The 14,005-nt window shown below is 65.3% G+C and carries 12 protein-coding genes; 6 read left to right on the forward strand and 6 right to left on the reverse strand.

The annotated features are described in order from the left end of the window. Positions 1-3: 3 nt before the first annotated feature. The 4 genes from AC3WT0_RS13250 to AC3WT0_RS13265 all read right to left on the reverse strand — a co-directional run bounded on the left by AC3WT0_RS13250 (position 4) and on the right by AC3WT0_RS13265 (position 3,908). Entirely contained in the window at positions 4-1,011 is a 1,008-nt protein-coding gene (locus AC3WT0_RS13250; RefSeq protein WP_492753869.1) for a hypothetical protein, read from the reverse strand. Positions 1,012-1,203: 192 nt separating this feature from the next. Continuing rightward, positions 1,204-2,523, reverse strand: a complete 1,320-nt coding sequence (locus AC3WT0_RS13255; RefSeq protein ID WP_492753870.1) for an RES family NAD+ phosphorylase — start codon at positions 2,521-2,523, stop codon at positions 1,204-1,206. 171 nt (positions 2,524-2,694) lie between these two features. Beyond that, positions 2,695-3,564, reverse strand: a complete 870-nt coding sequence (locus tag AC3WT0_RS13260) for a HEPN domain-containing protein (RefSeq protein ID WP_492753871.1) — start codon at positions 3,562-3,564, stop codon at positions 2,695-2,697. Between the two features lie 131 nt (positions 3,565-3,695). Beyond that, positions 3,696-3,908: a sigma factor-like helix-turn-helix DNA-binding protein gene (locus tag AC3WT0_RS13265; RefSeq protein ID WP_492753872.1), complete on the reverse strand. Its 213-nt coding sequence runs from the start codon at positions 3,906-3,908 to the stop codon at positions 3,696-3,698. A 412-nt stretch (positions 3,909-4,320) separates the two neighbouring features. On the opposite strand from AC3WT0_RS13265, the gene AC3WT0_RS13270 reads away from it, so the two are divergent. The 6 genes from AC3WT0_RS13270 (at position 4,321) to AC3WT0_RS13295 (ending at position 8,991) form a co-directional block, all read left to right on the forward strand. Then, on the forward strand, positions 4,321-4,860 hold the full coding sequence (locus tag AC3WT0_RS13270) for an RNA polymerase sigma factor (RefSeq protein WP_492753873.1): 540 nt from the start codon (positions 4,321-4,323) through the stop codon (positions 4,858-4,860). Further along, positions 4,857-5,873 (forward strand): FecR family protein, encoded by a 1,017-nt coding sequence (locus tag AC3WT0_RS13275; RefSeq protein WP_492753874.1) that lies wholly within the window; start codon positions 4,857-4,859, stop codon positions 5,871-5,873. Before AC3WT0_RS13270 ends, AC3WT0_RS13275 begins: the two co-directional genes overlap by 4 nt. Before the next feature lie 375 nt (positions 5,874-6,248). After that, complete coding sequence (locus AC3WT0_RS13280) at positions 6,249-6,374, forward strand: benenodin family lasso peptide (RefSeq protein ID WP_492753875.1); 126 nt, start codon at positions 6,249-6,251, stop codon at positions 6,372-6,374. A gap of 51 nt (positions 6,375-6,425) precedes the next feature. Further along, on the forward strand, positions 6,426-7,073 hold the full coding sequence (locus AC3WT0_RS13285; protein WP_492753876.1) for a lasso peptide biosynthesis B2 protein: 648 nt from the start codon (positions 6,426-6,428) through the stop codon (positions 7,071-7,073). Beyond that, positions 7,070-8,863, forward strand: a complete 1,794-nt coding sequence (locus AC3WT0_RS13290; protein ID WP_492753877.1) for an asparagine synthase-related protein — start codon at positions 7,070-7,072, stop codon at positions 8,861-8,863. Before AC3WT0_RS13285 ends, AC3WT0_RS13290 begins: the two co-directional genes overlap by 4 nt. 2 nt (positions 8,864-8,865) lie before the next feature. Then, positions 8,866-8,991, forward strand: a complete 126-nt coding sequence (locus AC3WT0_RS13295; protein ID WP_492753878.1) for a hypothetical protein — start codon at positions 8,866-8,868, stop codon at positions 8,989-8,991. A gap of 46 nt (positions 8,992-9,037) precedes the next feature. Here AC3WT0_RS13295 and AC3WT0_RS13300 read toward each other — a convergent pair whose 3' ends face one another. Next, positions 9,038-11,149, reverse strand: a complete 2,112-nt coding sequence (locus AC3WT0_RS13300) for an Atxe2 family lasso peptide isopeptidase (protein ID WP_492753879.1) — start codon at positions 11,147-11,149, stop codon at positions 9,038-9,040. Beyond that, positions 11,143-13,734 (reverse strand): TonB-dependent receptor domain-containing protein, encoded by a 2,592-nt coding sequence (locus AC3WT0_RS13305; protein ID WP_492753880.1) that lies wholly within the window; start codon positions 13,732-13,734, stop codon positions 11,143-11,145. The genes AC3WT0_RS13300 and AC3WT0_RS13305 overlap by 7 nt, the downstream gene beginning before the upstream one ends. Between the last annotated feature and the right edge of the window lie 271 nt (positions 13,735-14,005).

Here is a 14,005-nt window from a genome sequence, read left to right on the forward strand (position 1 = left end):
CGGCTATTTTTTACGAGCATCGAAACGGTTGAGGAAGAGCCGGGCGGTGATCAGCACGACATGGCGGCGGAATGTGCTGTCCTCCTGATCCGAGAGGCCTGGATGCGAGCCAGCCGGGTGAAGCCGCTTGAAGAGGCCGTTGACGTAGTTCTTCCCGTCGCTTCCCCACTCGTTCAGGTTGGGATCGATGAATCCGTCCGCAGCCAGTGCCGCCCGCCGGTTCTCGCTCGTCGTCAGCGATCGACCGTCCGGCAGGAGCTCGTAGGCAAACTGGTCGAACATCGCTTCGTAGAAGGTCCGCAACTGCGCGTTCGCGGACGCCCAGTCGCCACGGGTGTGCGATGCGAGCGCTTGGTCGAGGTGACCCTTCACAATTATGAAGCTGTGCACTTCAAGCAGTCTAGTCACATCATCCTGCGCTTGGGGAAGCTCGAGCTCAGCCGGTGTCGTGCGATTCAGACTGCCACGCTCGACGCGGAAGCCGTCGAGGTCGAGGAAGCGGATGAAGGTCTCCTGCTGGCGATTGTAGTGTGGCTCGTCGTAATCGCTGACGGGCAGCGTCTCGACCGCGCGCCACACGAGGACATCGACGAGGAACTCGCCGTCTTCGAGCCGATAGCCTGACGTGTCGGCGAGCTTGATGAGATGGTTGAACCGGTCCGCCAGGTTTCCACCGTCGCAAATTTCAGCGATTTCGGCGCCTAGCTTCAGCAACTCGCGGGTCGTCCGGGAGTGCGTCTGCCAAGCCGCCTCGAGGAGTTCAATCGAGGCGATGCCCGTTTTGCGGGAGAACGAAGGGGAGTCGGCCATCGTCGCATCGTAGCGACGGCGCGCCGGCCCCGGTAGCACCACTGTAGCAGAACGCCGTCGGAGTGAACGAATCAGATAGCTTGGTACCTGGAATGGCGACACGTGCGAACGTAAACCGATGCACGCATTGACCATTTTTAGCAATGGTGCGACCTGCTCGGCGGACCGATGTCGTTCTGCCAACTGGTGCTGATTGTTCACCGAACGTCTGCTCTTGAGATCATCAGTCGGGGCTGATCAAATGGCAGATTCTCGGAAGTAGCTCGAGGGAATTGGACGACCGCGATTAGGACAGCATAGCTGCCAACCGAGAGCGCCGGCACTTTCGTCATTCATGTGATTGGCTGAAGCTCCCCAACGGTGCCAAGTGTCGATGATTGATGTGCCCGCGGTCTACAGCAGATCGTCGAACTCATCCGGATCTTCGGACACGCCTGTCTTGGGGCTGAATTCCACACTGTCTATGACAGTCCAGCGCACCGTATCGGGCTCGACTGCCAATCCTGGTTTCTTGTCCGCCCGAACAGACTCCAGCTCATGCTCGAACCAGATGTCGAAATCGTCATGCTCTGCCGGGCCAGCGGGCTCGTCCAGGCCGCCAGGATTCCCGGCTGCCTTCGTCTCTACGATCGCCGCGTCCCCGAGAATGACAATGTTGCGACCTTCCGGCCGTTGGGCCGAACGAAAGATCACCGCGTCGATCGCGCGCTTCTCTCCGGCGAAAGTCAGCTTGAAGCGCCGGTTCAAAAATTCGGCCACCGCCTGGGTCGGGAGATATTGCAGATGTTCTTCGCCCGGGAAGACGGGTTGGGCGATCTCCTCCATGAAGGTCTGCATGAACGTCCACTGCCTCTTGCGCTTGAGCGCGCCCGAAGCGAACAGGTTGACCATCCGGGGCCGGTCGGCGAACAGGGTCGTATCGAGCACACAGATCTGACGCTTGAGCTCGAACCGGGCCGAGATCACGCCGCCGCCTACCGACGGGCGCAGCTCGGCGATGCAGGTTGGAAGATCGAAGGCCCCGTAAAAGGCGCTGATACCGGACGGATTGAGGCGCCCTGCCTTGCGAAGCTGCTCAGGCGGTGGTCCCAGCTCTCGCGCAAGATCTGCCTTGATGCGCTTCGCCTCCTCCCGGGTGTTGGCGATACGTGCCCTGAAGAAATGAGCTTCGGGCGTTTCCGGCTGGATCAGATAGACCGGCCCCTTGCCGTTGGCGTCGCGCAGTTGCTGGATCCCGTCAAAAATCCGGCCCAGTGCCTGCTCTGCGTCCGGGTTGAAGAAGCGACTTTCGAACATCAGGCTGCGCCGGAACGTCCTCCAGTCGTGCAGGTGCAGGCCTGCCTCGTCATCCTGCAGAACATAGAGCGCCTCTTCGTCATAGTAGGCTTCTTCCCCGTCAGGCGGCCAATATTCATCCTGATCGATCAGGGCGCTGCCCAACGCCCGGCTGATGTCATCATCGATCGCGCCGGTGAGATCATAGAGTGTTTCGACAAGGTCGCCGCCCCGACCATGATGCCAGACGTTGCCATCGTCAGCGGTCGGCCAGTAAAGCCCGCGGAATAACGGATCGACAATTTTTGCCAGCTCCTCGATCGGGATACCCTTGCGGTTGGGGTGCTCATCGCATTGTCCCTCCGAAACCTTGGGACGGACTTGAACAATCCTTCGGCCAAGGCCCTCATTATCGAAACAGTCCGGGCATACGTTCACCCTGCGCTCTCCTGATTCCCCGGATGCAGGCGCGTCCGTTTGTTGTGTGACCGTGCCTCAGGATGAAGCGGCCAGCCGACGTGCATCAAGGACCGCTTTCGGGAAAGCAACAGGATGGAAAGGCCGGAGTTCCGGACCCAAGCCCGCCGTCCCGACGGGCACACCCCGATCTCAGGCGGCCGCACTGCGTTCGAGCACCGCAATGTGTTCTTCGCAGATGACCTGCACCGCGCGGCCGAGTTCTTCCACCCGCTCACCGAGCCAGGTCAGCTCCTCATCGCTGATGCGGTAGTGTTTCGAGTAGCGCGCTTTCACATAGGCTTCCTTGAGCTTCTCGAAGCGGCCGCGATCGGCGCGTGTGTCGCGCGGCCACGCATCGATCAGGCGGAGATCGATCCGTTCTGCCTGCGTTCGGAGAAAACCGAGATTGTGCACGTGCGGCGTATAGAAGGTACAGACCAACAATACGCAGTGATATAGGCGCTCAACCGTCTGGTGCAGATCGAATGCCGCGTCTTTGAAATTCCCGCGCTCGATATGGAATTTAGCTCCGTCAAAGCGTTTGATCGCCGCCGGAAACCACTCCGCGAAATATTCCTTCGCCATTGCCAGCGCCTGCTGCGGCGTCTTGGGCTTCGGCTCATGCAGTTCGGTGCCGTCGCTCTCGTAGAGCGCGATGCCGTCGCGCGCGACATCCATGAAGAAGTAGCGGCCATGCGCCAGCCCGTCATTTACTTCCTGCAAGGTGTGGACGATAAAATTGACCGGCGTGCGGAGCGTCCGGGTGACCGCCAGCTCGCGGTTGAGCCGTTCCTCGGCGTTGGACCAGAAGGCGGCCCGATCGGTCAGCTTGTCGTGATTGACGATGATCAGCAGATCGAAATCGGATTGATATCCCTTGGCGGTATGCGGCTCATCGACCCAGCCGCCGCGCGCATAGGAACCATAGAGGATGACCTTGAGAATGCGCGCCTGGCGCTTCCACTCGACCGTGGCGGCGGCAGTGGCGTCACGGAATTCCTCGAACAGGATCTGCACCACGCGCTCGAGTTAGCGCTGCTTGGCGGGTGGCAGATGATCAAGGTCGGTGCGCATAGTCAGAATCCTAGACCGCCACGGCCGCGATGCAACAGGGGCGAGCGATATCCGCTGTATTTCCGGGCGGATGGTGGTCACCCGCCGTCGCCGAGATGCCGGTCGAGGAAGATGAGCGCGGTGGCAAGCAGACGCTCGACCTCCGCCTCGGTGATGAAGAGCCGCTTCGCGACCGTCGCATAGTCCAGGCCTTCGACAGCGGTGAGCATGAACACGCGCTGCTCGCTCATGGGCATGATGGCCAGCGCCTGATGCAGTCGGGCGGCGGGGCTGAGAGGGATGTCGGACATGGGAATTGCTCCTTCCTGCCGGCCAGGATGGGCCGGCGGCGACGCATCAGCGGGCGCGACAGGAGCGGTGGCCTGCACCGCAGGGCGAAGCGCCAGCGGAGCACCCGGCCGCAGGCCCGGGTTGCGGGCCACCGCGGCGCGCCCGACAAGCGGCGTCCGGCACGGGCCGGCAGGAGCGATCATTGACCGGCGACGTCCATGAAGGTTGCACCCGGCTGCGAAGTGCCGCAGACTCCGGCGTGCAGCGTGGTTTCGAGCCGGCAGCGCGCTGCGGACTGACCGCCAGGCATCAAGCGCTTCCGACCATGATGGTCGGGGGTCATCTACCGAGGCATCGCCCGGCACGAGACTGGCTCTCGTGCGATCGAATTCTGATGCCCGCGCGCCGCGCGGCGGCAATCCGGACTAGCCCATGCGGCGGTCCGATGACGAGACCGGTGCATCGCCTGGCGGCGACGGCAATGGCGAGGCGCGCTTCGACGATCTGTACCGCGAGCAGGCGCCGCGTCTGCGGCGCTGGCTCGATGCACGCCTGCGCTCGAGCGAGGAGGCGAACGATCTGGTGCAGGACGCCTTCGCCCGGCTGCTCGGCTCGAGGGCACGGCATGGGCTGCGTCAGCCCGAGGCATTCCTCAACCGGATCGTGCGCAACCTGCTGATCGACCGTTCGCGCCGCCTTGCCAATCGCACAGCGCATGTGCCGATCGACGAGGCGAACGAACCGCTTGTCCGGGCAACACAGGAAGACGGACTGGAGCTCGAACAGATGCGCAGACGCTATCGCGCCGCGGTCGACGCATTGCCTCCACGGATGCGCGAAGTGTTCATGCTGCACCGTGTGCAGGGACTGGGGTACAACGAGATCGCGACTCAACTCGGCATCAGCATCCGCACGGTCGAATGGCATATGGGTGAGGCGCTGTTGCGGATCGGCAGGGAGCTGGAGCAATGACCATCGCCGATCAGAAGCCTGGCGAAGACGGCAGCGGCCTCGCGAGGGAAGCGGCGCACTGGTTCGCGCGGATGCGTTCTCCGGAGGCCGATGCCGGCCGCGGGGAATTCGATGCGTGGCTGGCCCAGGGGCCTGAACAGCGTGCAGCCTATAATCGCGCCGCCGAGATATTCGCGATGGGCAAGCTGCTGGCCGAGCCCGACGAGGGCGCGCCTGCACCCGCGCCACGACGCAACAAGGCGCGCGCCGGGTTTCTGGCCGTGATAGCGCTCTGTGCGCTGGGCGGAGGCGCCTGGGTCGTCTGGCATCCGACCGGGCCGGCGCAGGACCCGCAACCGGCTATCGCCTCGATTACCGGCCCGCAGACATTCTCGACGATAGCCGGGGAAACGCGTGTCGTGCGGCTCGCCGATGGTTCGACGGTGCGCCTTGCCAGCGACACCGCGCTTGAGGTCGATATCAATGAGAGCCGGCGCCGCCTGAAGCTGTTGCATGGCGCCGCACGCTTCGAGGTCGCGCATGAACGCCGGCCGTTCATCGTGTTCGCCGGCGGCGGCAGCGTCACGGCGCGGGGCACGATCTTCGAGATCGCGCTGGTGTCATCGGGCAAGGTCGATGTGCGGTTGTTGCAGGGGGCGGTCGACGTGGCGCTGCCGCGCCGCGACCCTGGGTCCCCGCCGCCGGTCCGCAAGCTTGCCGCAGGTGAAAGCGTGTCCTTTAAGGGCCTGCCGGAGAGCGCTGCGACCATCGCCCCCACCAGCGCGATCACCGCACCCGATCAACCCGCGGCGAATGACTATGCGGCGATGCCGCTCGCCGAGCTGGTCGCGCTGGCGAACCGGGGCGCGGCGCGTCCGATCCGGCTGGCCGATCCCGCACTTGGCAGCGTGCGCATCTCGGGGCGGTTCCGCATCGACGATACCGAACTGCTTGCCCGGCGGCTCGGCGCGCTGTTCGACCATGGCGTGGACACCCACGATCCGCGTGAGGTCGTATTGACGGCGAGGCAATAGGCGTTCGCGCACCCGCCCGCGCGAAACCCGTGCCAGGCTGCCGTCTACGACGGCTAGGGTTACGCAAATGTGCCGTAGGCTCTGATCGCGTCCGCCTGTCGGTCTGTTGTGCGGGCGCGATCCGGCAATATACGCTTTGGCAATATCATCGGTGGACAGATCAATACGGCCGGGTGGCCACCATTATGTCCAGGCTTTACGGCTAAAGGTGGTGGCGCATGTCCAGACATGCTTTTCCCGCCCGGCTTCAGTGGCTTGACGTCTGCCCTGTGAAAACAATCGGATTATAATCCGATTATAACCTTCCTGTAATCGCGCGCTCGGGTACATTGGGCTGGTCATGGCCATGACGTTTCTCGCAACTGGAGAAAAGCCATGAACCGCGAACATGAAGACACGATCGAACTCGGCGTGGTGAGCGTCGATACCAAGGGCCTTCCGGTCGGCGGCGCCGACACGGAGTTCAGCCACCAGAAGCCGATCGGGCTCAGCGACGACTGACGGACCTGGCGCGTGCCCGGAAGGGCACGCGCCCTTCCGGGGAGCCTCGCCATGCCCTTCAGCCTGCGCTCCGGCCTGTCGTGGTGCGTCTGTGCCGGCCGGGCCGTGTTCCTCGACCTGCCGCGCAACCGCTATTTCTGCCTGCCCGAGACAGCTGATGGATTCTTTCGGCGCTGGGCGGATGGCGAGACACTCGCCGCCGACGAGCTGACGCTGCTCGCAGGATGTGGGGTGATCGAGACAGGCCCGGACGATCGTGCGGCCGCGACCCGTCATCCCGCTGCGGTGCAGGACTATGCGCCAGACGGCGCGGGTAACAGATCGCCTTCCGACGTGATCGCTGCGGTCGCGGGCCAGCTGCGCGCCCGATGCTGGTTGAAGCTGCGCCCTATGGCCGATATCGCCGCGCAGCTGGCGGCCGAGCGCGCCGATGGCCGGACACGGGACGAGGCGGCGCGGCGGAGAGTCGCAAGCGCGTTCGTGACCAGCGCGATGCTCCTGCGGGCGGCCGACCAATGCCTGCCGCGGGCGATCGCGGCGCGCCGGCTGTGCCAGCGGCACGGCCAGCAGGCGGCCCTCGTCTTCGGGGTGCGCCTCAATCCCTTTGCAGCCCATAGCTGGGTCCAGTGCGACGACGCGGTGATCGTCGGGGACCTCGAGCATGTGCGGCTGTACACACCGATCCTGGTGCTGCCGTGAGGCCGCGCTACCTCGTCCTTGCGTTGGCCGGCGGCGACATTGTCGAGGCGGCCGAACGTATTGCCGGGCGGACAGGCATGCGGATTGCCCGTTCCACGCCGCCCTTCGCAGTGCTGGTCAGCGAGGCATGCCGCTGCCTCGAGATCGATTCCGACGGCGTGGTGATCGGCACGCTGTTCCACCGGCACGGGCCGGCACGCGCCATCGAGGCGCTTGGCGAGACCGAGCGCAGTGTGCTGGCGCGCGAGGGCACCGATGCACTGCTGAAATCCTGGTGGGGCGGCTATCTCGCCGTGCGGTCGCGCGGCGATGCGGTTGAGTTCCTGCGCGATCCCTCAGGCGCGCTGCCTTGCTACCGGGCACAGATGGGCGGCATGACGATGTTCGCGTCCGACGTCGAGCTCCTGGCGAGTGCGGGGCGCGCACCGGACAGCGTGGCCTGGGACATGCTCGGGCGGATTCTCTATTCCTGCGGCCTCCCGATCGTCGACACGGCACTGGGCGGAATCACCACGCTGCTCCCGGGCACGGGCATCGCCCTGAACGGTAACTCCGAGCAATCCCTTCCGGGCTGGTCGCCCTGGGATTTCGTCGCGCCGCACGCGGGCGAGGACCCGTCCGAGACCGCAGAGCGGCTCCGCCGGGTAGTGGAACAATGCGTCGCCGCCTGGGCGTCGCTCTATCGGCATCCGCTTGTCAGCCTCTCGGGTGGCCTTGATTCCTCGATCGTCGCTGCAAGCCTGGCCCGCTGCCGAAGCAGCGCAACCTGCCTCACCATGTTCACCGACGACATAGCCGGCGACGAGCGAGCCTTCGCGCAATCCGTGTGCGCCAGTCTCGCACTGCCGCTCGCAGAGGCGCACTATGACCTGGATGCCGTGGACCTCGGCCATGCGCTCGGGGCGCATCTCCCGCGGCCGCTGGGACGGGCGGAAGCGCAACCCTATGAGCGCGCGCATCGCGAAACCGCCGCCCGGATCAGCGCGGACGCATTCTTCACCGGCAATGGTGGCGACAATGTCTTCGGCTTCTCGCAATCCGCAGCGGCACTGGCGGATCGGGCCCTGCACGAGGGGCCAGGCGCGGGAGCGTTCGCCACGCTGCGCGATATCTGCCGTCACACCGGTGCCGGACCGCTCAGGGTCACGCGCGCGGCGATGGGCATCGCCAGGCGCCCGCCCGCCTATCGGTGGAAGCCGAGCCCATCCTTCCTGCATCCCGACCTTGTGGCATCGCTGCAGGGCCTCGAGCTATGCCACCCATGGCTCGAGGCGCCTCACTCGGCGCTTCCGGGCAAGGCTGCGCACATCGCCGGGATCGTACGCGCGCACCCCACGCTCGAGTCCGATCGCAGCCGGTTGGCGCCGGTGATCAATCCCTTGCTGTCGCAGCCCGTTATTGAAGCCTGCCTTGCGATCCCGAGCTGGCAGTGGCGGGAGGGCGGTCGCGACCGTGCAATGGCCCGGACAGCCTTTGCCGACCGGCTTCCGGCGGCAATCGTCGAGCGGCGGGTCAAGGGCTCGCCGGATCCATTCTGCGGCGAGATCGTCCGGCGCAAGCGCGAGGAACTGCGCGAGCGGCTGATGGACGGCCGGCTCGCTGAACATCGAATCCTCGACAAGGGCGCGATCGAGGAATCTCTCCGGCCGGATCGACTGACTGCCGGCGAGGAGAATACGCGCCTGCTTGAGCTGATCAATGTCGAGGCATGGGCGACCGCATGGTCGTCCCGTCCCATGGGCACGACGATCACCGGGCACGAAAGACGGCAACTGCAACCTGGAGAATGAAGATGCGAACCGAAGACATGAAGGTGGTCGAGCTCGGCAGCGTCAGTGCCGATACCCGCGGATCCATGATGGGCATCTCGGACAATGAGTTCGGATGGATGCGGCCGACCGGCCTGCACAACGATTGACGCGGGGCGAGCGGGCGCTGCTGCGCCCGCTCGAACCTTCGCCGCTTCAGGGCGGCGGCGGTGCCCCGGTGGTAGCTTCGGCCGAACCCGACAGGCCGCGCCGAAGCGTTTCCCAGCGCGCGATTTCTTCCGCACGCCCGGGCGCCTTCACGCCGTTCAACCAATAGTCGAACCAGTCGATGGCGCGGGTATAGACGGCGAGCCGGTGTGCGGGCTGCCATTTGACGTGATGCTCATCGGGAAAGACATAGAGGTCGATGGGACGGCCGAGCTCGCGGAGCGCCGTGACGCTTTGCAGCGCAACCCAGAATTCGTCGTCCGAAACCTGTGCGAGGATCGGCGCCCGTATCTCCCCGGCATTGCGCGATACGGCGAACTGCCGCCAAAAGGCCCGGGCGGCCTCATCGTCGTCAACGGTTCTCGGATATCCCATGTAATAGAATTGCCGCGCCGCCATCGGCCCGACGCGGAGCGGGAGGCTGGTATCCCAGCAGCAGCTGCTCATGGCGAAGGCGGAGAACAGCTTGCTGTGGAGCAGCGCATACTGGACCGTGGACGAACCGTCGCTCAGTCCAGTGATCCCGATCCGGGCGGGGTCGGCGATGCCTCGCTCGATCACCGTCCGCACCGGGGTCTCAATTGCCTCGAGCACGCTGCGGCGGTCGGCGAAATCCTTGAGGTTGATCCGGTCGGCTTCGAGGAAGTCGGTGGTGGACTTGAAGCCGACGCTGCGTGGCCGATCGAAGCTCAGCACCGCGAAGCCGCGGTTTGCGAATGCCTGGATCGGATAGTCGTCGCCGGTCCCGCCCCGAAGGAAGCCCCGCGAATTATATTGCACAACAACCAGCGGATAGCGTCGGCCGGGCACGTACCCGACGGGCAGGACAAGGTCGGCGAAGGACTCGATGCCGAAGCTGTTGCGCGAGCGCAGGCGTTCGACCTGGCCCAATTTCAGGCTCGCGAATTCGGGGTTGGGATCAAACAGCAGCGTGCGCTGCCCACTGGCGGGATCGAGTCGCTCGAGGCGACGGGGCCGTAGCGCGCTCTCGCGCAGGCAGACGAGCGTCGTGCCCGAAGGAACGCAGCCCACAAACATGTCCTCGGTGCTGTAGAGCCTTCTCACCGCGCCCGCGCCTGGTGTCCACTCGTAGATCGCGGTGACGCTGTTCGCCCAGCCTTCGTGTCGCAGGAAGCGGACCCGGCTTCCCACCCACCAGGGCTGGCTCGCATCGGCGCAGGCCGCCGCATTGCATGACACCGTACGCGCCGGGCTGGTAACGGTCAGCCGGCCGCGCGAGGGGAAGAGCGTCCTGGCCGGGACTTTCAGCCATGCCCGCGCGCCCGCAGAGGATGTCGCCTCAGTCCAGCTTCCCTCCTGCATCGACGATCCGTCGAGCAGGGCCGATTCTTGCGATGTCGCCGCACGGACCGTCCCGCTGGCAAGGTCGAGGTGCCATGCGGTGCTGGCGATTGGCGCCTTCGGGAACGGGCGGCTGCTCGCCGCGGGGACGAAGCGATCGTCATAGTGGAAGCCGGACCGGCCCTCCTTTCCAATCGCGCCTAGCACATCCCGTAGTCCCGGCCTGGTCGTGTAGACGAGACTTCGTCCATCGCCGGTGACACGGAAATCGTCGATGTCGTCCGCGCTGTCAGTGACCGCTGCGCTGCCGCTCCCGTCCGCCTGGGCACGCCACAACTGTACGGTGCCGCGATCGCGACGCCGATAAACGATCCACCGGCCGTCAGGCGACCAACGCGGCGTGATCGGATCGGTATAGCCGCTCGGGAAGGCGGCGATGCCGCGAGTATCGTAGCGCAGGCGGATGAAGTCGCCGCCCCGGTCGACCACGCGCGCGGCTCCGGTGTGCAGATCCACCACCAGCATCGCGAGGCAGAATGTATTGGTGGCGGGATCGCCGCGGCGAAGCTGGAAGGCGGCCTGACGACCGTCCGGCGACACCGAAAACAGGCCGTCGTCCTGCTGGTTCGGGTCAACCGGGCCGATGTCGCGCAGCCGCACCAGATCCTCGGGCACGAGATTGCGTGGCGGAGACTTCGCCCCGGACGGCACCAGGTCAACACAGTCCGGGGCGGCCCACGCCGCCGCTGGCGCCAGGAGCAAGGCAACGGCGGCGAGCACCAGGCGCAGGCTCACCATTGCTTGGTCACCGAGAAGCTGACGAATCGTCCGATCGGCGACTGGTTGGTCGAATCGAACGGGATCGAAGACGCCGCCGCGTTCCGGATCGGGTCGGGCGCCTTGTTCAGCAGGTTCTGCAGGTTGAGGCGCAGCTCGATATTGCGGAACGGACCACGCTCCACTGCAGGGCGGATGGCACCGCTCAGGTCCAGCGTTGTGAAGGCACCGATCGTCTCGGTCTGGGGAAAGCGGTTGTCGCGTGTGCTGCCGACATAGTTGAGCGCGGCCGAAAGCTGCAGGCCACCCCGTTGCCAGCCGGCGGACCCGTGCGCTCGAAAATGGGGCGGCGTGAAGATCAATCCCGCGCGCCCCTCATAGGGCGCGCCAGCAACCGGCTGGCGTTTGCCATCGAGATAACTCGCCGATGCCGCCAGCTGGAACTGGCCACCACCCCTCAGCGCCGTGCTGTAGTCGATCGCCAGATCGACGCCGCGGGTATGCTCGCGGGCGGTGTTGCGCAGGCTCTCGTCGACCACGGCCGCAACTTGTGCAGGGTCATAGGCGTGACTGCTCTGGTTTTCGAGCCCGAGCGGTGCGTCCGCAATCAACCCCTGAAGCAGGCTCGCGCCGGGCGCGAACAGGACGAAATTCGCCGCAATCGGGTTGGTCAGCGCAGTCGTAAAATCGCTGATTCCGCTAGCGATACGGCCACGATAGTCGATGTCGAACCAGCTCGCCTCGATACGCAGGCCGTTCGCCGGTCTGAATTCGATCGACACCGTCGAGCTGGTCGCCCGCTCCGCGCGCAGGTCGGGATTGCCGCCGGCCAGCAGGAGCACTGTCGACCCGGCAGGAAGCGGCGGCACAGGCTGGGGGGAGAACTGGTCAAGGTCGAGCAGGACGGCTTCCCGGGGCTGGTTCACCTGCTGCAGCGTCGGAATCTTGAAAGAGCGTCCCCAGCTGTACTTGAGCGTGATATCGCGGTGCGGCGCATAGACCAGCCCGAGTTTCGGGGTCGCGACAGCGTCGATGCCCTTGTAGCTCTCGTACCGGACGGCGGCACTCAGGCTCAACGCATTGATGAGCGGCATGCGATTGGTGGCGCCAACGAGCGGCACCGAAAGCTCACCATAGCCGAAGAAGCTTTCTCGCCGCTCGACCGCATCGCGCACCACCTGCGTGACGCCGCCGCTGGTGGCCCGGACATTGAAGGCGAGCCGGAAGCGGCGATAGCCGCCCCCCAGGGCCAGACGCACGTCACCACCGGGCAGGCGGACGAGCGGGCCCTCGGCGCTTGCCTCGAAATTGGTGAGATAGTCGTCATAGGCCGAGCGTCCGACGAGCAGTGCGCCATTGGTATAGCGCTGCGCAGTGCTGACAGTGGAACTCTCCCCCTGGGTCGCTTCCAGTGTCGCCTCCCAGCCACCGCCGGGACGGAGATGAAGCGACGGCGTGATCGCATAGGAGCGCACCACGGGCAGATTGACCTGCCCGAAATAGGTGGCCGGCGCCGTCACGGAAAAGGCGTTCGCCTTGCGTGAGCGACGATCGGCAAGCTGGGCGTCCAGCTCGAACGAGACCCAGCTCGCGATATCCTGATGGCCCGCGAGCACGCCGCTTACCTGCCGGCTTCCTGTGCCGATCATCTGCGAAGGATTCAGGCTCCGCGAATAATCCCGCTGGTCGGCATAGATCGGTGTCGCCTTGCTGTAGTCGAGCGCGGCCATGAAGCCGCCGCCGGTCCAGCGAGCACCGCCGACACCCGAATATTGCTGCTGGACATTGCCTCCATCGGTGGAGGCGCCGACCCGGGCACTGGTCTGCAGGCCGCTATAGTCCCGACGCAGGATGAGGTTGGCGACGCCGCCTACTGCGTCCGAGCCATAAAGCGCCGAAGCTCCGTCCGCGATCACCTCGATGCGGTCGATGGCTTCGAGCGGAATGACCGAGATATCGACACCCTGGTTGACGGCATCATAGGCGAGCCGGTGACCATTGATCAGCGTCAGCGTCGCGTCCGGACCCAGACCCCGAAGGTTGAGCGTCGTCGAGTTGTTGATGTTGTTGTATCCGCCCTGGTCACCGCCGCCGGCGACTCCGGGATTCTGCCCCCCGGTGAAATTCTGCGGGATGATCCGCGAGAGGGCCGCAAGATCGGGGATGCCCTGCTCCTCGAGCCCCCGGCGCGTTATCACGGTGACCGGAGATGGGCCGGTCGTTCCCCGGATACGCGTGCCGGTCACCGTGATGTCGGCCTGTGACGGGTCGGTCTGGCCCTGTCGGTGACGCACCCGGACAACCAGCGCGTCGGCCTGTTCTTCGACAGTCAGGTCGCTGTCACCAATGGCGATGCGCACCGCCTGTTCGGCCGTGAAACTTCCCCGGACTGCCGGCGACCGCTTCCCCCGCACATCCTCGTCCGCGAACAGGATTTCCCGTCCTCCCTGGCGAGCGATCTCACGCAGGGTCGTCGCAAGATCCCCGGCAGGCAGATCGAAGCTTGCCGTTGCTACCTGGGCGCAAGCCGGCGTGGCGGCCATCCCGACATACGATACCGTTGCGGCGAGCAGCGCCGTATAAAATGCCTTTTTCGAGATCGTCATTCTTTCCCTCCCGCCGCCGGTGGTTCCGGCGTTGGGGGGATTGACGCAGCGGACGTGGAACTACGGGCAGGGCTGCAAAAATATTTTCGGCGGCGGAACCTCAGGCGCCCGTCAGTGCTGCTCCCGCGCCAGGGAATACTGATGGGCTGCCTGTGCCTGACGCCCTGGCCGCTCGCGCCTGAGCAAGCGGGCAAGCGCCGTCGCCTTGTCGCCATACCATGCGGAGCCCGGCGACGCGGGGGATGAAGCCTCGATGATGGATCCGTTTGCC

It is taken from the genome of Sphingomonas sp. EU05-FHT14C10, assembly GCF_058790595.1.

Bases quoted from the DNA above. Each gene is read 5' to 3' on its own strand.
- AC3WT0_RS13280 (WP_492753875.1), top strand. From the start codon at position 6,249: ATGAACCGCGAACATGAAGACACGATCGAACTCGGCGTGGTGAGCGTC.
- AC3WT0_RS13300 (WP_492753879.1), bottom strand. From the start codon at position 11,149: ATGGTGAGCCTGCGCCTGGTGCTCGCCGCCGTTGCCTTGCTCCTGGCG.
- AC3WT0_RS13270 (WP_492753873.1), top strand. From the start codon at position 4,321: ATGCGGCGGTCCGATGACGAGACCGGTGCATCGCCTGGCGGCGACGGC.
- AC3WT0_RS13265 (WP_492753872.1), bottom strand. From the start codon at position 3,908: ATGTCCGACATCCCTCTCAGCCCCGCCGCCCGACTGCATCAGGCGCTG.
- AC3WT0_RS13285 (WP_492753876.1), top strand. From the start codon at position 6,426: ATGCCCTTCAGCCTGCGCTCCGGCCTGTCGTGGTGCGTCTGTGCCGGC.
- AC3WT0_RS13295 (WP_492753878.1), top strand. From the start codon at position 8,866: ATGCGAACCGAAGACATGAAGGTGGTCGAGCTCGGCAGCGTCAGTGCC.
- AC3WT0_RS13275 (WP_492753874.1), top strand. From the start codon at position 4,857: ATGACCATCGCCGATCAGAAGCCTGGCGAAGACGGCAGCGGCCTCGCG.
- AC3WT0_RS13305 (WP_492753880.1), bottom strand. From the start codon at position 13,734: ATGACGATCTCGAAAAAGGCATTTTATACGGCGCTGCTCGCCGCAACG.